The organism is Pseudarthrobacter sp. YAF2 (assembly GCF_052113345.1).
Taxonomy (GTDB): Bacteria; Actinomycetota; Actinomycetes; order Actinomycetales; family Micrococcaceae; genus Arthrobacter.
The window spans coordinates 163437-181173 of the sequence record NZ_JBFRDA010000001.1 but is presented as its reverse complement, the minus strand read 5'-3'; the positions used below and the strand labels follow the sequence as shown (position 1 = coordinate 181173).

The following is a 17737-nucleotide window of genomic DNA, read 5'->3' as shown; positions in this document are numbered from 1 at the left end:
GAAAAAACACCGGGCGGAAACACTTCGGCAACCTCTTCACGGCAAGCTGTGCTTACGGGGACACAACAGCAGGAGGCAGCTCTCATGGAGGCATCAGGAATACGTACCGCCCAGCTCCGCATCGGGGACCAGATCGAGGCCTGGCACCGGGGCAAGCTGTTCCACAGCGGCCGGGTGACCGACGTCGTCCCGGCCCTTGAACTCTTCTGGATCCTGGACGCCCGGACCGGTGCGCGGAAGCTGCTGGACCCGGAGGCCCTGGAGATCCGCCACGTGGAGGCCCCGGCCGTGCCGCCTGCCCAGGCGAAGCCGCTCGCTACGGCCTGAGCGGCCGTCCCGGCCCCCGGCGCGGCGGGCGGGCCGGCGGGCGACCTGCCGGACCACCGGGTTAGGTGCGTTCCTGGTAGACGTCCGGGACGCCGTCGTGGTCCGAATCCACTTTCTCCAGCTCTTCGGCGAGCCGGTACTGGCGGTTCCGGGTGCGCAGCACCACCGTCGCCAGCAGCGCGGCGATCAGTGAGGCGGCCAGGATGCCCACCTTGGCATGGTCGTCATGCAGGCTGCCATGGCCGAAGCTGAGCTCCGCCACGAGCAGGGAGACCGTGAAACCGATCCCGGCCAGCAGCGCCACACCGAACACGTCGATCCACTTGAAGGAGCTGTCCAGGCTGGCCCGGGTGGCTTTGGTCAGCACCCAGGTGGTGCCCATGATGCCGATCGGCTTGCCAAGGACAAGGCCAAGGATGATGCCCAGTGCCACGGGATCCGACAGGGCTGAACCCAGGCCTTCCCAGCCGCCCACCAGCACGCCGGCGGAGAAGAACGCAAAGACGGGGACCGCCACGCCGGCGGAAATCGGCCGGAACCGGTGTTCGAAGATCTCCGCCAGACCCGGGCCTGCCTCCGGACCGCCGGAGGCCTGGGACCTGATCACCGGTACAGCGAAGCCCAACAGCACGCCGGCCACCGTGGCGTGGATACCGGAGGCATGCACCAGCGCCCACGTGACCATACCCAGGGGCAGCAGGATCAACCATGCCGCGGCGGCGTGGCGGCCGAAGAACCGGCGGTACCTCTGCGCCAGGAACGCGTAGGCCGCCAGCGGCACGAGCGCCAGGAGCAGCGGCGCGACCTGGATGTCGGCCGAGTAGAAGAACGCGATGATGGTGATCGCGATCAGGTCATCCACCACGGCCAGCGTCAGCAGGAAGATCCGGAGCGCGCTGGGCAGGTGGGATCCGATGATGGCCAGGACAGCCACGGCAAACGCGATGTCGGTTGCCGTGGGAATGGCCCAGCCGCGCAGGGTTTCCGGGCTGGCGAGATTGACGACGGCGTAGATCACCGCCGGGACGGCTACGCCGCCCACGGCGGCGGCCACCGGAACGATCGACTTGCTGATCTGCCGCAGATCGCCGGCCACGAATTCCCGCTTGAGTTCCAGGCCAACCAGGAAGAAGAAGATGGCCAGCAGGCCGTCAGCCGCCCAGGCCCCCAGGCTCAGTTCCAGGTGCCAGGGCGCATAGCCCACCTTGAGATCCCGGAGGGCAAAATAGCTCTCCGACGCCGGGGAGTTGGCCCAGATAAGGGCGATAACCGCCGCGATGACCAGGAGGGCTCCGCCCACGGTTTCCTTGCGGAGGATTTCGCCGATCCGGAGGGCCTCGGCATAGCTGCCGCGGGAGAAGACGGTGGAGCCCTGAGGTGTGGAGGCGTTGGGCACAGGCGGGGTGGAGGTCATGGAGGCATCCTTATTTCCGGGTTCGACAAAGCCATGCCGACCAGACTTCCCGGCGCACCTGTTTCCATTCTACCGGGGCAGGAGGGTCAGCCCGCGCGGCGGCCGCCGGCGTCCCTGCTTCGTCCGTGCAGCTGGATGGCCCGCACGGCGCGGTCCAGGTAAGTCCGGCCGTCCACGGAATTGGCCAGCTGCACCAGTTCCGCGGCCACCACCACAAGCTTGACGTTCCGGTGGCTGCTGGTGGCCACCAGCAACTGGAAGGCTTCGTCCGAGCCGAGCTTCAGCAAACCCATGAGGATGCCGCGCGCCTGGTCGATCACCGTGCGGGTGGAGGTGGCTCCGGCAACGGCGTCCCGTGCGGTCTGTTCGGTCTCGCGTTGCAGGGTCCGGGTGAGGTCCACCATCACGCCTTCGAGCGCCACCACCGAGCCGTCGTCGCCGAGGATCGCTTCACCGGAGGTCATGACCCGGCGGGTGTGGCCCTTGGCGTCGTTGATGCGGTGGTACATGCAGAAGAAGCCGCCGGTTTCGGCAACCCTGGCGGTGATTTCCTCGCACCGTTCGCGGTCCTCGGGGTGTTTGTGCGCAAAAACGAGATCCCGAGTGGGTACTACCTCGCCGCGCTGGTAGCCGTGCAGCTGGTACATGCCCTCGGACCAATGGAACGTCATCCCGTCCAGATCCATGCGGAAAACTCCTGCGACGCACTCGTTGTCGCCGAGGGCACTGGAGTACGTGTACAAGTCGCTTAGCTCGGTCACAAAGCCCACTTCCTTGGTATGAACCAGCCCCCAGCGGGCCGGCACCATACTCGCTCCTCCAAGTATGGGCGAACGGAGCAGTGGAAAGTAGTGCGGGAGGTCCTATGGAAGTTGCAGGAAAAATGGACTACGCACTTGCAAAGCTATACCCCAGGGGGGTATATTCGAGGTGTTGTCAGTGACGTGGTATGTCCCGGCAGGTGCCTCGCACCGCCTTCACAGCCGGTCAACCCCAGCACGAATGATCCCGCAATGGATTGGAACTGACATGAGCCTCGGGAACCACTCCCACCACTCTCACCAAACCTCGGGCGGCCCGCTTGCAGAGCCGCCGGAACACCCGGCCGGCCACGCCCACCACGGCGCCCCCGCGGGTGACGACGACCATGCCGTCCACACCCACGGGCAGCACGCCGGCCACAGCACCGCCATGTTCAAGAACAGGTTCTGGCTGACGCTCGCCCTGTCCGTGCCGGTGGTCTACTTCAGCCCCATGATGGGCCACCTCCTGGGCTACATGCCACCGGAGTTCCCCGGCGCCGCCTGGATCCCGCCGGTACTGGGCACCGTCATCTTCCTCTACGGCGGCCAGCCATTCCTCAAGGGCGGCCTCCAGGAACTGAAAGACCGCACGCCCGGAATGATGCTCCTGATTGCCATGGCCATCACCGTGGCCTTTGCGGCGTCCTGGGTCACCAGCCTGGGGATCGGCGGCTTCGACCTGGACTTCTGGTGGGAGCTGGCTCTCCTGGTGGCCATCATGCTGCTGGGCCACTGGATCGAAATGCGCGCCCTCGGATCCGCCCAGGGCGCCCTTGATGCCCTCGCCGCGCTGCTCCCGGACGAAGCGGAGCGCATCACGGACGGCGGAACCGAGACTGTCCCCGTTTCCGACCTGGCCCCCGGCGACCTGGTCCTGGTCCGCCCCGGCGCGCGGATGCCGGCCGACGGCGCCGTGCTGGACGGGCAGGCCGAGTTCGACGAATCCATGATCACCGGCGAGTCAAAAACCGTGACGCGCGGACCGGGCGACCCCGTAGTGGCCGGAACCGTGGCAACAGACAGCAGCGTCAGGGTGCGGGTTACTGCAGTCGGCGACCAGACCGCCCTGGCCGGGATCCAGCGGCTGGTGGAGGAGGCACAGGCCTCGTCCTCGCGCGCGCAGGCCCTCGCGGACCGAGCCGCGGCTTTTCTCTTCTACTTTGCAGCCGGCGCCGGCGTCCTGACTTTTGTCGCCTGGACCCTGCTGGGAAGCGTTCCCGACGCCGTCACGCGGACCGTCACCGTGCTGGTGATCGCCTGCCCGCACGCCCTGGGCCTGGCCATACCGCTGGTGATCGCCATTTCCACGGAGCAAGCCGCCCGCGCCGGGGTGCTGATCAAGAACCGGATGGCGTTGGAGCGGATGCGAACCATCGACGTCGTCCTCTTCGATAAAACCGGCACCCTCACCACCGGGGAGCCCGAGCTGAAGGACATCGCCGCGGCCGAAGGAACGGGCGCCGATGCCGTGCTGGCCCTCGCCGCCGCCGTCGAATCCGACAGCGAACACCCGGTGGCGCGCGCCATCGTCCGCGCCGCCCGGGCCCGGAACCTGAGGCTCCCGGCGGCCACCGGCTTCACCGCCCTGCCGGGCCGTGGCGTCCGGGCCGGGGTGGACGGCCGCACCGTGCACGTAGGCGGGCCGGCGCTCCTGCGCGAGCTCGGCGTCGTCGAACCCGAGGCCCTGGCCGCCCGGACGCGCGAATGGATGGACCGCGGCGCCGCCGTCCTGCACGTAGTGGACGACGACGGCACCGTCCTGGGTGCCGTGAGCATGGAGGACGCGGTGCGGCCGGAGTCGCGGCAGGCCGTGTCAGCCCTGCAGCGGCGCGGCATCAAGGTGGCCATGGTCACCGGCGACGCGCGCCAGGTGGCGCAGGCAGTGGCCGCGGATCTGGGCATCGACGAGGTGTTCGCCGAGGTCCTGCCGGCTGACAAGGACAAAAAGGTTGCCGAGTTGCAGGGCCGCGGGTTGAAGGTGGCCATGGTGGGCGACGGCGTCAATGACTCGCCCGCGCTCGCCCGCGCCGAGGTGGGCATCGCCATTGGCGCCGGCACCGACGTGGCCGTGGAATCCGCCGGCGTGGTACTGGCAGGAAACGATCCGCGGGCCGTGTTGTCCATGGTGGACCTGTCCCGGGCCAGCTACCGGAAGATGTGGCAGAACCTGGTGTGGGCTGCGGGCTACAACATCCTGTCCGTGCCGTTGGCCGCAGGCGTCCTGGCCTTTGCAGGGGTGGTCCTCTCGCCGGCTGCAGGGGCGGTACTGATGTCCGCCTCCACCGTGGTGGTGGCGCTGAACGCCCAGCTCCTCCGGCGCCTGAAACTGAACCCGTCGGAAGTACGTTGAGTTCAGGAGATCCAGTGGAAGGAGGAGCCACCGTGACAACCCGTGCCGTGTCGCTCCTCCTCCGCGGGGCGTCGCTGTTCGCCACTGCCTTGGCCGTCATCACCGGGTTGCTGGGCATGCACGTGCTGACCTCGGGGCACACCTCGCACGGGACTGCTTCCCATGCCCCGTTGTCCCAAGGCGGAATGGCCCCCGGCCTGGCGCCACCTGCGGCACCTGCGGCACCTGCGGCACCTGCCGGGCATACCGGCGTCGCACATCCTGCCAATCCGGACTATGTCCGCCACATGCCGGCTGCCGCCACGGACCTGCCGGCCTTTGATCCTGCCGTCAGCGGCGCTTCCTGTCCCGGCGCGCAGGAATCGGGGGCGCCGTGTATCCCAACGGCGCCCGGCGGCCCGGCCACCATTGCCCCGCCCCGGGCAACGCAGGCCACCGTGCCACTGCTGCCGGCAGCCGGCAACGACGGTTCTGCCTACGGCTACCTGCCACCCGGCCCAACACCCTGCGACCTGTCCATCAGCCGGACGTAAACCGGTCTGCGCCAACCATTAAGGCCCAGTATCCGACGACTTCCCTGAAAGACACCATGAACACCACATTCAAGACCCTGTCCATCACCGCTGCCCTCGCCGCGTCGCTCAGCCTCGCCGGCTGCGCCACCGGCACGAGCTCCGGCAACAGCATGCCCATGGACCACGGCAACTCCAGCCCCATGTCCAGCATGAGGCCCAGCACGAGCCCGGAGTCCAGCGCCGCCGACCATAACCAGGCCGATGTCATGTTCGCCCAAATGATGATTCCGCACCACGCCCAGGCGGTGGAAATGAGCGGCATCATCCTCGCCAAATCAGACATGCCGGCGGAGGTCACTGCCCTTGCCACCAAGATCAAGGATGCGCAGGCACCCGAGATCCAGCAGATGACCGGATGGCTCACGGGCTGGAACGTGCCAACCATGATGGGCGACGATTCCGGGCACGGCATGTCCGGGATGGTGGACGATGCCGGCATGGGCAAGCTCAAATCCGCCACCGGTACCGAAGCCGCGCGGCTCTTCCTCGAGCAGATGATCGGCCACCACGAGGGCGCCATCGAGATGGCACAGCAGGAAATCAGCGCCGGAAAGGCCCCCGATGCCGTGAAGCTGGCCCATAACATCGTGGACTCGCAGCAGGACGAGATCACGCAGATGAAGCAGATGCAGGCCGCACTGTAAGGCTGCCCGGCAGCGGCTCAGCAGCAAAACACCCACGGCGCGGCGGCGGCACCTGGTCCAAGGCCCGTCGTCGCGCCGTTGCGTGTTAAGTTGAAAAGCACGGGCCCACCCGGTCCTGCCACCAGCTGGGAAAGAGAACATCTCCTTGGACACTTCCGCGCCAGTCAAGATCCTGACCGTCTGCACCGGGAACATCTGCCGCTCGCCGGTGGCCGAACGGCTGCTGCAGGCAGGGCTGGACCAGGCCGTGCCGGGAGGTTTCCAGGTGGCAAGCGCGGGCACCCGGGCCATGGTGGGCGAACCGATGCAACCCATCTCGGCGGATATCGTGCGGACTTTTGGCGGGGATCCGGAAGGATTCGCAGCACGGCAACTCACCCCCAAAATCCTGCGCGGCGTGGACCTGGTGCTCACCATGACGTCCGGGCACCGCGGCGAGGTCCTGCAGCTCGACGCCTCCCTCCTCAAGCGCACCTTCACCATCCGCGAGTTCGCCCGCATGCTCGATGTCCTGGACCAGCGCGACACGTCCTCGGGCTCGTCCGGGGACAACACGGCCGTCGACGACGACGGCTGGCTGGCTGCCCACACGGCGTTTTGGCGGGGGTTGCCGGCGCGGGCCGCCGGGGTGCGGCATCTCTCGCTCCCCGCCGACCCTGCCGAGAACGACATCGTGGACCCCTACCGCCGCCCGCCGGAGGTGTACCGGCAGATGGAGGACCAGCTGGCCCCCGCCATCGTGTCCATCCTGCGCCATGCCCGCCTCAACTCCGCTGTCAGGAACTCCCCGGCCCGCGGGGGCGCCACCGGCGCGCCATAACGAATCTGCGTGCCCGGCGCCCCGGCGACACGCCGCAGGTGACAGTTTGGCCAAGCCTGTAGCCAACAGGGGCATCACTGGCGGACACTGATCCCACCCGCAACACGATGAGGTGGAGGCACCGCATGAGCACGCCTGATCCGACAGGACCTGACGGTACCGCCACCGGCCCGTCCGCTTCCCACCGGCCTGCCTGGGTTGTGGCCCTGGGCCGCCGCCGCTGGATCGCCGCCCTGCTGGCCCTGGTGCTGGTGGCGGCCGCCGGGATCGCGGTGTTCAGCCTCAACCGGGCAGGCACGCAATCCGCGCCCGCAGCCACGCAAACCCAGTCGCCAAGTGAGACACCCACGCCCACGGCCACGCCGTCCCCGACGCCCCCGCCGGCGCCTGCTCCCCCGCCCCCGCCGCAGCCGATTCCGGACCTCCCGGCAGCGGAAATGAACGTCCTCATCATCGGCAGCGACAGCCGGGGCATTGCCCGGAACGAAGCAGACCACACCGCACAAACCGGTGAACCGTCAGACCAGCGCTCGGACTCGTTGATGGTGGTCCATGTGCCCGCTGACCGCCACACGCTCTATGTCATCTCGATCATGCGGGACACGTGGGTGGACGTCCCCGGCGTGGGCGGCTCCAAGATCAACGCGGCCCTGGAATACGGCGGCATCGACCTGACCACCCAGACCGTGCAGCAACTGTTGGGCATCACCATCGACCACACGCTGATGCTCGATTTCAACGGCTTCCGGGCGCTCACGGACGGGCTGGGCGGCATCGACGTCAACGTCCCCTTCGCCTTCCAGTCCACCATCGAAACCCAGCATGTGTTCAGCCAGGGCGTCAACCATCTTGACGGGCAGGCGGCCCTGGAGTTCAGCCGCGAGCGCCATGCGTTCACCGACGGTGACTACCAGCGGGTCCAGAACCAGCGGACCATGCTGCGTGCCATCCTGGCCCGGCTCACCGGCGGCGGCGCCCTGAATGACGTGAACGCGGTCCGGTCGCTCGTGGACTTCGCCGGCTGCTGCCTTACGGTGGACAAAGGATTCGACCCCGTCCAGGCCGCTATCCTCGCCTACAGCCTGCGGAACCTGGACGTGAATGCGATCGGCACCATGACCCTGCCCACCGCGGGAACCGGCATGGTGGCCGGTCAATCGGTCGTATTCCCCGATTACGGGGGCATCGCGGCGGTCGGCGCAGCGCTGCGGGAGGGCAGGATCGCCGACTTCGCGGTCCCGTAACCGTTCAGGAGGCCGCAGCAGCGATGTGCAAAGTCATCGCTGACGCGCATATTCCCTGAGGCGACCAAATGTGGGGTCCGCCGTTGCCAGCCGGTGTCGCAGAGTATTTTGCGCGTCGCCAACGCGATAGCTCCCGTCCGGGCCCCGCCTGTTCAGCACCGGCTCACCCCTGGTTTACCGGCAGGACAAAGTCTGTGCGTCCGCACGGGGCAACCTCAAATCATGACTGAGAACTCCCCCGCCTCCGTTTCCCGCCGCACCGTCGTCAAAGGCTCGGTCCTGGCCGCGGCGCTCGCGTCCGTCCCCGCCGCCGCCCAGGCAGCGGCGGCCGGCCAGTCTCCCGCCGGCGTCGCGCTGGTCCGCAAGCGCCTCACCCTGCCCAGCGGCATCGCCACCGGGGACGTCACTTCCGATTCGGCCGTCCTGTGGTCCCGCGCCTCGGGGGCCGGCCGGATGACGGCGGTCCTGCGGGCGGTGGACGACGGCGGCCAGGTCCTGCGCGGGCGCGGTGCCTTTGAGCGGGTGCTCCGCGGCCCCCGCGCCACCCAGGCATCAGACTTCACTGCCAAGATCCACGCCGGCAACCTGCCGTCCAACACCCGATTCGCCCTGGAGATCAGCTTCGAGGACGACGGCGGCGCGGCCGGTGAGACGGTGAGCGGCAGTTTCCGCACGGCCCCCGACACCGGGACGGTCAACGGCAAGGGCCGGACTGGTGGGACGGGCAACGGAGGCGACGTCCCGGCGTCGTCCGCGCAAAGCTTCGTATGGACCGGCGATACTGCCGGCCAGGGATGGGGCATCAACGAGGAGATCGGCGGGATGCGCGGCTACCTGGCCATGCACCAGACCCGTCCGGACTTCTTCATCCACTCCGGCGATACCATCTACGCAGATGGCCCCATTGCGGAGACCGTCACCGAAAAGGACGGCCAGGTGTGGAAGAACCTGGTGACCGAGGAAGTGTCCAAGGTGGCCGAAACGCTGACCGAGTTCCGCGGCCGGCACCGCTACAACTCGATGGACGCCAACATGCGCGCCCTGTTCGCTGACGTGCCGGTCATCGCCCAGTGGGACGACCACGAGACCCACAACAACTGGTACCCCGGCCAGATCCTGGATGATTCCCGCTACACCGTGCGGGACGTCAACACCCTCGCCGCCCGCGGCCGCCAGGCCTGGCAGGAAAACATGCCCATCGCGGACAGCTCCGCCCTGTGGCGCCCCGGCACCTTCGACGACGCCGGCACCTACCAGCCCGCCCGCATCTACCGGAAGATCTCGCGCGGGCCGCAGCTGGATATCTTCTGCCTGGACATGCGCACCTACAAGTCGCCCAACACGGACGGAAAGGAGCCCTACGCCACATCCATCCTGGGCCAGGAGCAGGTGGACTGGCTCATCAGCGAGGTGTCCAAGTCCAAGGCAACGTGGAAGGTCATCGCGAACGACCTGCCCCTGGGCGTCGTGGTCCCGGACGGCCCCGTGAATGAGGAAAGCGTCTCCAACCGCGACCCCGGCGCCCCCTTGGGCCGTGAGCTTGAGCTGGCCGGGGTCCTGAGTGCTTTCAAGCGCAATGGGGTGAAGAACACGGTGTGGCTGACCGCCGATGTGCACTACTGCGCCGCCCACCACTACTCCCCCGAGCGGGCGGCGTTCACCGACTTCGACCCCTTCTGGGAGTTCGTGGCCGGCCCCATCGCGGCAGGCTCGTTCGGCCCCAACGCCATGGACGGCACCTTTGGGCCGGAAGTGGTGTTTTCCAAGTCCGGCCGCTTCGCCGGAGAGTCCCCGCGCGACGGCGAAAACCAGTTCTTCGGCCACGTCCAGCTGGGTGAGGACAACAGCTTCACCGTGAGCCTCCGGAACGCGAACGGCGCAACGGTGTTCTCCAAGGTACTCGCGCCCCAGCGGTAGGTTCCACCGGCCCGCCAAGGTGCGCGCCCGTCGTCGTCCGTTATTTTGCGCCGCCCCGTGGGTACGCCGCAGATAGTGTGTATTCGCGGCAAACGGACGGGGTGGTTTCTTGAACGGCGATTCTCCAAACACGGGTCTTTCGGACGAAAGTTCGTCCGGCGACGACGGTCTGACAGCGGCCGTCCGGGCAGCCGGAGCTGTGGAGCTGCTCCTGATCAGGCACGGTGAGAGCGAAGGCAACGTTGCCGCCACCGAGGCGCATGACGCCGGAGTGGAGGTCATCGATGTTCCCGCCCGCGATGCCGATGTGAACCTCTCCGGTACCGGCAGGGACCAGGCCAAGGCGCTGGGTATTGCGCTGGCCCGGATCGCGGCGGAGTTCCGTCCCGATGCTGTTGTCTCCTCGCCGTATGCGCGCGCACGGCAAACCGCTGAAATCGCCGTGGAAACAGCGGGCTGGCCGCTGCAGGTGCGTACTGATGAACGGCTCCGGGACCGCGAACTGGGCATCCTGGACCGGCTGACCCGGCTGGGCGTGGAGAACCGCTACCCCGGCGAAGCCGAACGGCGGGACTGGCTGGGCAAACTGTATTACCGGCCGCCGGGAGGGGAATCCTGGGCGGACGTGGCGCTCCGGCTGCGGTCCGTGTTGGCAGAGCTGAATGGACTGGGCACGGGCCACCGGGTCATGCTGGTGTGCCATGACGCCGTGATCATGCTGTTCCGGTACGTGCTGGAAGGACTCAGCGAGAAGGAACTGCTGGACCTTGCGGCCACCCAAGCCATCCTTAACGCCTCGGTGACCAGGTTCGTGCGCCCCTCCGGCGAGGGGCCCTGGACCCTGGAAAGCTTCAACGTGGCCGACCACCTGGCCGAGCAGGGCGTCGCTGTCACCGAGCATGCGGGAGACACCAGTGTCCGGCCCCAGTGACGCAGCCGGCACCACCCTGGTCACGCCTTCGCTCCTGCGCGAGTGGCCGCTGCCGGCACCCGGCGCCGACAAATACTCCCGCGGGTCGGTACTGGTGGTCGGCGGCGCCCGGGCCACCCCCGGCGCAGCCCTGCTGGCGGGACTCTCCGCCCTGCGCGCCGGCGCCGGAAAGCTCACGCTGGCCGTTGCCGAGTCGGTGGCCGTCCAAATGGGCGTGGCACTCCCCGAATGCGGGACGGTGGGCCTGCCGGAGACTCCGGCAGGCTCGGTCAAGCCGGAGCTGGAACGCATCACCTCCGGTCTGGACCGGGCGGACACCATCCTGGTGGGGCCCGGCCTTGATGACCTGGACCTCACGGGTGAATTGCTGGCGGCTCTGCTCACACGCGAGGGCAGCAGTGACGGTGGCCCGGAAGGGGGCGCCGCCGTCGTCCTTGATGCCTTCGCGCTGGGCGCGCTGGTGCCGCTTGAGGACCAGTTGGGCCCGTGGCGGGGCAGGCTCATCCTCACACCGAACCCCACGGAAGCCGGGATTTTGCTGGGCCGGAACGTCGACAACCTCGAAAAGGACCTGGCCGAAATCTCGGCCAGGTTCGATGCCGTGGTCAGCTGCCAGGGCGTGATCACGCAGCCGCCCGGGCTGAACGCGGATGAGCCGGGCTTGTGGAAGATCACCACGGGCTACGGCGGCCTGGGCACCTCCGGCAGCGGCGATGTGTTGGCCGGAGCCATCGCCGGGCTCCGGGCGAGGGGAACCACCGGAGCGCAGGCCGCGTGCTGGGGGACGCACCTGCATGCGGCCGCCGCGGACCGGCTGGCCAGCAGGCTGGGCCCGCTGGGGTTCCTGGCCCGCGAACTCGCCGATGAAATGCCTGCCTTGATGCTGGAACTGGCCACCTGATCCCAGCGGGGCGCCGGGCACGCGGATGGCCCCCGGGCCGAAGCCGGGGGCCATCGTGTTGGGAAGTACGGGCCTCAGCTGCCGATGCGCTGTCTGGCGCTGTGGCGGTCAGTCCCTGGTGGGGTCCGGCCGGAGCGGCGCCGGGCCCGGATCCGGGACGGGCAGTGGTCCGGGCGCCGGCGGCGCAGGGAACGGATTCGGCGACGGCGGCCCCGGCGGACGGGGCTGGGTGGGATCCGGGGACGTGGGTTCCGGTCCGGGTTCGGGCGGAAACGGCTCAGGTTCGTGCACTGGCGGGATGGTCATGGAACTTCCCCTCTCAGGCTGGGCGGATGTGCCTTGAACTGAACAGGATACCCCTGCCGCCCGTCAGCAACCACCTACCAGCCGCAGCCAGTCCCCCACCTGGCCCGGGTCCGCCTCCCCGCAGCGGAAGCCGACATACCCGTCCGGGCGCACGGCAACCACGCCCCGGCCCGGATGGCTGGTGAGCCGATGGACATGGATCAGGGGGCTGTGTCCCGGCAGCGCCAGGCCGGCACCGAAGGCATCTCTGTCGGCGTCGCGCTCCAGCAAGATGTGGACCCCCGGCACCGCGGTCAGATCATGCAGGCGCCCCACACATCCCTCCACCGAGGCCGGTGCGTCGGGCAGCCGTTCGCCGGGCCGGGGCCACCGGCCGGACCGGGGCGTGCCATCGCGGGAGATGGCACTGCTCCGGTACCGCACGAACGGCTGGGCCAGCAGCCGGATGCCCTTGGACGTGAGCCACTGCCGGCGCAGCAACAACGGCAGGACCGGCGCGACCGCGGGAAGGAGGCTCCGGGCCAGCCGGGCGGCAGGGTGTGGCGAGGCCTCGCCAAAAAAGATGATGTGCGTCAGGGCAAGTACCCGCCGGGCTGCGAGCCGGCGCTCCTGGCCATACGTGCTGAGCAAATCCGGGAGGGCCCCGCTGGCCGTCGACGCGAAGCCGAGCTTCCAGCCGAGGTTGAGGGCGTCGAGGATGCCGTTGTTCATGCCCTGCCCGCCGGCCGGAGAATGGGCGTGCGCGGCGTCGCCGGCCAGGAAGACGGGATCGCCGCCAAAGGTACTTGCGATGCGGTGTTGAAGCGGGACCTGCGCCGACCAGCGGACGTCCCGGACAGCGGCGCCCAGGCCCGACTCCCGGACCAGCCGTGCCACCTCCTCCGGCGGAACGGCCGGCCCCAACTGGCCGAACAAGGCATCGGGTTGCGGGTTGGCGGGCCGGGTGGCCAGCAGCCGCCAGGTTGCCCCCTCCCCCAGGGCGAAAACGAAGGCCAGCCCGGCACCGCCCACGGCGACGTGCAGCATCCCCGGGTCAAGGGTCCCGTCAAGTTCCAGGTCGGCCAGGACAGCCTCCACCCGGTAGGGACCACCCTCCCATCGGGCGCCCGTGACGCCGCGGACAGTGCTGGACTGCCCGTCACAGCCGGCTAGGAACCGGGAAACGTGCTCTTCCTGGCCGCCGCCGGCCCGGCAAAGCTCCGCCCGGACCACGCCGTCTCCGGGTTGCAGGCCGCCGCGCCCGAGCCCGCGGAATTCCACGCCCCAGTCCACCGGCACGCCGCGCGCCTGGAGCGCCTGCCACAGCACGTCCTCGACGTCGGCCTGCCGGACCAGCGTCAGGTGCGGAAAGGCGGTGTCCGGGAGGTCCGCGTGGCCCAGCCGGGCTTCGACAACTCGCCGGCCCAGGTGGATGCGCGCAGCCGGGGCAGTGTCGGCGCGGCGGAGCAGCTCTCCGGTGACTCCCAGCGGCCGCAGCCCTTCCAGTGCGCGGGCATGGAGCATCATCGCCCGGGACGGGCGGACACGAAGCGGGCGGCGGTCCACCACCCGGACCGAGGCGCCATGCGCATGTGCCTGGAGGGCCGTGGCGAGCCCGGCGGGACCCGCGCCGACCACTAAGACGTCGGTGTACGGCGTCGGCCCTTGTCCATGTGCCATGCCGGCCTGGTCATCCTCCGGCGGGAAGGAGCCGCCACCAGGCGTGTTCCGGATGGGACGCCGCTTGCATCCGGGCGGGGTCGGCCAGGACCTCATCCCGGCGCAGGCCGGGGAGGACTTTGTAGCTGATGGAACCGGGGACGCTGACAAGTTCCAGGACCCGCCAGAGGGCGGCGGCGTAACTGCGCGCCCGTTCGGCGCCATCCCACTCATACAAACCCCGGTAGGCCCCGAACGTATCGTGGGCGCACCACAACTTGGAGACGAACCCCGGGAACCCCACGAACAGCGGGGTGTTCAGGAGGCTTTCGGCCTCGAAAAACCTGTGCGCCCGGCCACGCACCAGGCGCAGGGTGAAGGTGACCACCAGTACGCAGGGCTCCATGGCCGGCTGGCGGGCGACGGCGGTCTCCCGGTAGACCCGCGCAGTGCTCCCGTCCGCGAACCGCAGCATCCGGCCCTCGTTCTCCGCAGGCAGGTGCACCTGCCTGCGGGCCAGCATGGCGGCGGACGTGCCCACGCATTTGGCCACGGCCAGCCAGGATTTGGCCCGGGGAGCCGGACCGGATTCAAAGGACATGGCGTCGCCTTTCCTGCAGGGATCCCTCCAGCGTGCGGGGAACCACCGCAGGCGGCCCAGAGTCTTTCGTCCCGTACGGGCAGTGCCCCGCTCTCCCCCGGTAGCGAACGCCCTGCGGACTTCCCGGGGCTGGTCTATATATTGAATCCATGACCTCCACCCCGCTGCAGGATTCCACCCCCACGGCCGTCCCGGCGCCCCCGGTTGCCAAGAAGATCCCCACCGAACGCACCCACCACGGGGAGACCTTCGTGGACAACTACGAGTGGCTCAGGGACAAGGAATCACCGGAGGTGGTGGCGCACCTGCGGGCCGAAAACGAGTACCAGGAAGCGGTCACCGCCCAGCAGGAGCCGCTCCGCGAGGCCATTTTCCAGGAGATCAAGGGCCGCACGCAGGAAACCGACCTTTCCGTCCCGCACCGGAAGGACGGCTGGTGGTACTTCAGCCGCTCGGCGGAGGGCAAGGAATATGGCATCCATTGCCGGGTGAAGGCACAGGACACCGGGGACAAGGTGGCCGACTGGACTCCGCCGGCCGTGGAGGCCGGCGTGGGCATCCCGGGCGAGGAAGTCCTGCTCGACGGCAACGTGGAGGCAGAGGGCAAGCCATTCTTCTCGGTGGGCGGCACCGCCGTCACCATCGACGGCCACCTCTACGCCTACGCGGTGGACAACTCCGGCGATGAGCGCTTCATTCTCCGGATCAAGGACCTCCGCACCGGCGCGCTGCTGCCGGACGTCATCGAGAACATCTTCTACGGCGTCTCCTTCTCCCCGGACGGCACCCGCCTCTTCTACACCGTGGTGGACGAGTCCTGGCGCCCCTACCAGGTGAAGTCCCACGTCCTGGGCACATCCGTGGCCGACGACACCGTGGTGTACCAGGAGGACGACCCCGCGATGTGGCTGGGCTTCGAGCTCTCGGCGGACCGGCGGTACCTGGTGCTCGGCATCGGATGCTCGGAGTACAGCGAGACCCGGCTGCTCCGTTTCGAGGACCCCACCGCAACGGTCAGCACCGTCATTTCGCGGGAGGAACGCGTCCTCTACGAGGCAGAACCGTTCCTGTTGGACGGTGAAGAAAAGATCCTGCTCACCCACAACCGCGGCGCCATCAACTCCATGGTCTCCCTGGCGGACCCGGCCGAGCTGCACAAGCCGCTGGCCGAACAGGCCTGGCAGACCGTCGTCGAACATTCCGACGACGTCCGCGTCAACGGCGCGGGCGTCACCTCCACCCACCTCATCGTCTCCATTCGCAAGGACACCATCGAGCGCGTCCAGGTGATGGGGCTGGCCGGGCTGGGCACCGCCGCGCAGCAGGCGCCCGTGGAGCCGGCTTTCGATGAGGAGCTGTACACCGCCGGGGTGGGCGGCTCTGACTACGACGCCCCCGTGATCCGGCTGGGTTACACGTCCTACTTCACGCCGTCGCGCATCTACGACTTCGTCCTCCCCACCCCCGAACAGCCCGCCGGGGAACTGCTGCTGCGCAAGGAAAGCCCGGTGCTGGGCGGGTATGACGGAAGCGATTACGTGGCCGCGCGGGAATGGGCCACCGCCGGCGACGGCACGCGCATCCCACTGTCGGTCCTGCGGCACAAGAGCGTCAGGCGGGACGCGACGGCGGCGGGCCTGGTGTACGGGTACGGCTCCTACGAGATGAGCATGGACCCGGGATTCGGCATCGCCCGGCTGTCGCTGCTGGACCGGGGCGTGGTGTTCGTGATCGCGCACATCCGTGGCGGGGGCGAGCTGGGCCGGCACTGGTACGAGGACGGCAAGAAGCTCACCAAGAAGAACACCTTCACCGATTTCATTGACGCCACGGACTGGCTGGCGCACTCCGGCTGGGTGGATCCGGCCCGGATCGCGGCCTTGGGTGGTTCGGCCGGCGGCCTGCTGATGGGCGCGGTGGCCAACATGGCGCCGGAGAAGTACGCGGCGATCGTGGCGCAGGTGCCGTTTGTGGATCCGCTCACCAGCATCCTGGATCCGGACCTGCCGCTGTCCGCCCTGGAGTGGGAGGAATGGGGCAATCCGATCACGGACCCCCAGGCCTACGCCTACATGAAGTCCTACTCCCCCTACGAGAATGTGCGGGAGGTGGCCTACCCAAGGATCGCCGCCGTGACGTCCTTCAACGACACCCGGGTCCTGTACGTGGAGCCGGCCAAGTGGGTGCAGGAACTGCGGAACAAGACCACGGGGTCCGAACCTATCGTGATGAAGATCGAGATGGACGGTGGCCACGGCGGCGCGTCCGGACGGTACGTGCAGTGGCGCGAGAGGGCCTGGGACTACGCCTTCATCGCCGATTCCCTGGGCGCAACAGAACTGCTGCCCGGAGCCGGCCTGAAGCAGGACTGAAACGTACGACGGCGGGCGCGTCCCGCCGTCGTACGCTTTCCTTCGCCCTCGGGGCAGCAGGCAGGGCTTCAGGTTTGCGGGTGCTCCACCAGCCATTCGGCGAGTGTTTCAAGGTTGGCGCGGACGGTGCGTCCCTGGGCGCGCTCCACCAGCGGGTCGGCGATCTTGCCAAAGATGCCGCCCAAACCGGAGTCGGCGTCAATCCGCTGGGTGACGCGGGTCCCGCCATCGGCCGGTTCCAGGGTGAACGCCACCGTGAAGTTCAGCTTTCCCTCAACGGAGCGGGACACCAACCGCCTGGGCGGATCTAACTCCACCACCTCGACGGTCCAGTCGAACCGGCGCCCCATGATCTTGCTCGTTCCCCGACCCCGGGTTCCCATCCCCACCGGGCCGTCCCCCACCTGCTCAGAGGCGGTAACCGAGGAATCGTAGGCCGCGGTGTTGTCGAACTTTGACAGGAAATCGAAGACTTCCTGCGGCGGCCGGGCGATGACAACGGATTCTTCTACTACTGGCATCGTGATCTCCTGGAACAGCGCCTGGTGCCGGCGCGGCTCGGCCGGCAGGTAGGCACAGCGCCAGCTTGGACCGCTGCCGGATCCCTGTCAATTCACCAATAAGCTAATCATGCTTACTATTGTGTGGCACTTGTTTTCCGCAGCGATACCAGAGGAGCGGGCATGTCACTGAGCAAGGGAACGCACGTGGAGTGGAACACCTCACAGGGCAAGACCCACGGCAGGATCGTGGAAAAGAAGACCAGCGATTTCGAACTCGACGGCAACACGCACCGCGCCAGCGAGGATGAGCCGCAGTACGTGGTGGAATCGGCAAAGACCGGTGTCCGGGCGGCGCACAAAGCCTCCGCCCTGACCGAGAAAAAGTAGTCCA

16 protein-coding genes are annotated in these 17737 nt (G+C 68.4%); 11 read left to right on the top strand and 5 right to left on the bottom strand.

The window, feature by feature from the left end:
* The first annotated feature begins 84 nt into the window (after window positions 1-84).
* The gene (locus AB4Y79_RS00825; RefSeq protein WP_441857851.1) at window positions 85-327 is read left to right on the top strand and encodes a hypothetical protein; all 243 of its coding nucleotides are present in this window, start codon (window positions 85-87) and stop codon (window positions 325-327) included.
* Between the two features lie 61 nt (window positions 328-388).
* On the opposite strand, the gene nhaA is transcribed toward AB4Y79_RS00825, so the two are convergent.
* Window positions 389-1741: a Na+/H+ antiporter NhaA gene (nhaA, locus tag AB4Y79_RS00820; protein WP_441857848.1), complete on the bottom strand. Its 1353-nt coding sequence runs from the start codon at window positions 1739-1741 to the stop codon at window positions 389-391.
* An 86-nt stretch (window positions 1742-1827) separates the two neighbouring features.
* Complete coding sequence (locus tag AB4Y79_RS00815; RefSeq protein WP_441857846.1) at window positions 1828-2502, bottom strand: PAS and ANTAR domain-containing protein; 675 nt, start codon at window positions 2500-2502, stop codon at window positions 1828-1830.
* Window positions 2503-2770: 268 nt separating this feature from the next.
* On the opposite strand from AB4Y79_RS00815, the gene AB4Y79_RS00810 reads away from it, so the two are divergent.
* From AB4Y79_RS00810 to AB4Y79_RS00775, 8 genes are all read left to right on the top strand, one after another.
* Window positions 2771-4894, top strand: coding sequence for a heavy metal translocating P-type ATPase (locus AB4Y79_RS00810; RefSeq protein ID WP_441857843.1), 2124 nt, complete (start codon window positions 2771-2773; stop codon window positions 4892-4894).
* Window positions 4895-4926: 32 nt separating this feature from the next.
* Complete coding sequence (locus tag AB4Y79_RS00805) at window positions 4927-5427, top strand: hypothetical protein (protein ID WP_441857840.1); 501 nt, start codon at window positions 4927-4929, stop codon at window positions 5425-5427.
* 56 nt (window positions 5428-5483) lie between these two features.
* Window positions 5484-6113 carry a DUF305 domain-containing protein gene (locus AB4Y79_RS00800; protein ID WP_441857837.1) on the top strand — a complete coding sequence of 210 codons (630 nt, stop codon included), beginning with the start codon at window positions 5484-5486 and terminating at the stop codon, window positions 6111-6113.
* 145 nt (window positions 6114-6258) lie between these two features.
* The gene (locus tag AB4Y79_RS00795) at window positions 6259-6933 is read left to right on the top strand and encodes an arsenate reductase/protein-tyrosine-phosphatase family protein (protein ID WP_441857835.1); all 675 of its coding nucleotides are present in this window, start codon (window positions 6259-6261) and stop codon (window positions 6931-6933) included.
* Window positions 6934-7058: 125 nt separating this feature from the next.
* Window positions 7059-8177, top strand: a complete 1119-nt coding sequence (locus AB4Y79_RS00790; RefSeq protein ID WP_441857832.1) for an LCP family protein — start codon at window positions 7059-7061, stop codon at window positions 8175-8177.
* A 222-nt stretch (window positions 8178-8399) separates the two neighbouring features.
* Window positions 8400-10094, top strand: a complete 1695-nt coding sequence (locus AB4Y79_RS00785; protein WP_441857830.1) for an alkaline phosphatase D family protein — start codon at window positions 8400-8402, stop codon at window positions 10092-10094.
* A 109-nt stretch (window positions 10095-10203) separates the two neighbouring features.
* Window positions 10204-11025 carry a histidine phosphatase family protein gene (locus AB4Y79_RS00780; RefSeq protein WP_441857827.1) on the top strand — a complete coding sequence of 274 codons (822 nt, stop codon included), beginning with the start codon at window positions 10204-10206 and terminating at the stop codon, window positions 11023-11025.
* Window positions 11009-11926: an NAD(P)H-hydrate dehydratase gene (locus AB4Y79_RS00775; protein ID WP_441857825.1), complete on the top strand. Its 918-nt coding sequence runs from the start codon at window positions 11009-11011 to the stop codon at window positions 11924-11926. The genes AB4Y79_RS00780 and AB4Y79_RS00775 overlap by 17 nt, the downstream gene beginning before the upstream one ends.
* A gap of 369 nt (window positions 11927-12295) precedes the next feature.
* Here AB4Y79_RS00775 and AB4Y79_RS00770 read toward each other — a convergent pair whose 3' ends face one another.
* Both AB4Y79_RS00770 and AB4Y79_RS00765 read right to left on the bottom strand, forming a co-directional pair.
* On the bottom strand, window positions 12296-13891 hold the full coding sequence (locus tag AB4Y79_RS00770) for an FAD-dependent monooxygenase (protein WP_441857822.1): 1596 nt from the start codon (window positions 13889-13891) through the stop codon (window positions 12296-12298).
* Window positions 13892-13901: 10 nt separating this feature from the next.
* Window positions 13902-14471 carry a hypothetical protein gene (locus tag AB4Y79_RS00765; RefSeq protein WP_441857820.1) on the bottom strand — a complete coding sequence of 190 codons (570 nt, stop codon included), beginning with the start codon at window positions 14469-14471 and terminating at the stop codon, window positions 13902-13904.
* Window positions 14472-14620: 149 nt separating this feature from the next.
* Between AB4Y79_RS00765 and AB4Y79_RS00760 the strand changes: the two genes are divergently transcribed.
* Window positions 14621-16843, top strand: a complete 2223-nt coding sequence (locus AB4Y79_RS00760) for a S9 family peptidase (protein ID WP_441857817.1) — start codon at window positions 14621-14623, stop codon at window positions 16841-16843.
* Between the two features lie 68 nt (window positions 16844-16911).
* On the opposite strand, the gene AB4Y79_RS00755 is transcribed toward AB4Y79_RS00760, so the two are convergent.
* Window positions 16912-17364, bottom strand: coding sequence for an SRPBCC family protein (locus tag AB4Y79_RS00755; protein ID WP_441857814.1), 453 nt, complete (start codon window positions 17362-17364; stop codon window positions 16912-16914).
* Between the two features lie 162 nt (window positions 17365-17526).
* Here AB4Y79_RS00755 and AB4Y79_RS00750 point away from each other — a divergent pair, with 162 nt between their 5' ends.
* Window positions 17527-17733 (top strand): DUF2945 domain-containing protein, encoded by a 207-nt coding sequence (locus AB4Y79_RS00750; protein WP_441857812.1) that lies wholly within the window; start codon window positions 17527-17529, stop codon window positions 17731-17733.
* The last annotated feature ends 4 nt before the right edge of the window (window positions 17734-17737 follow it).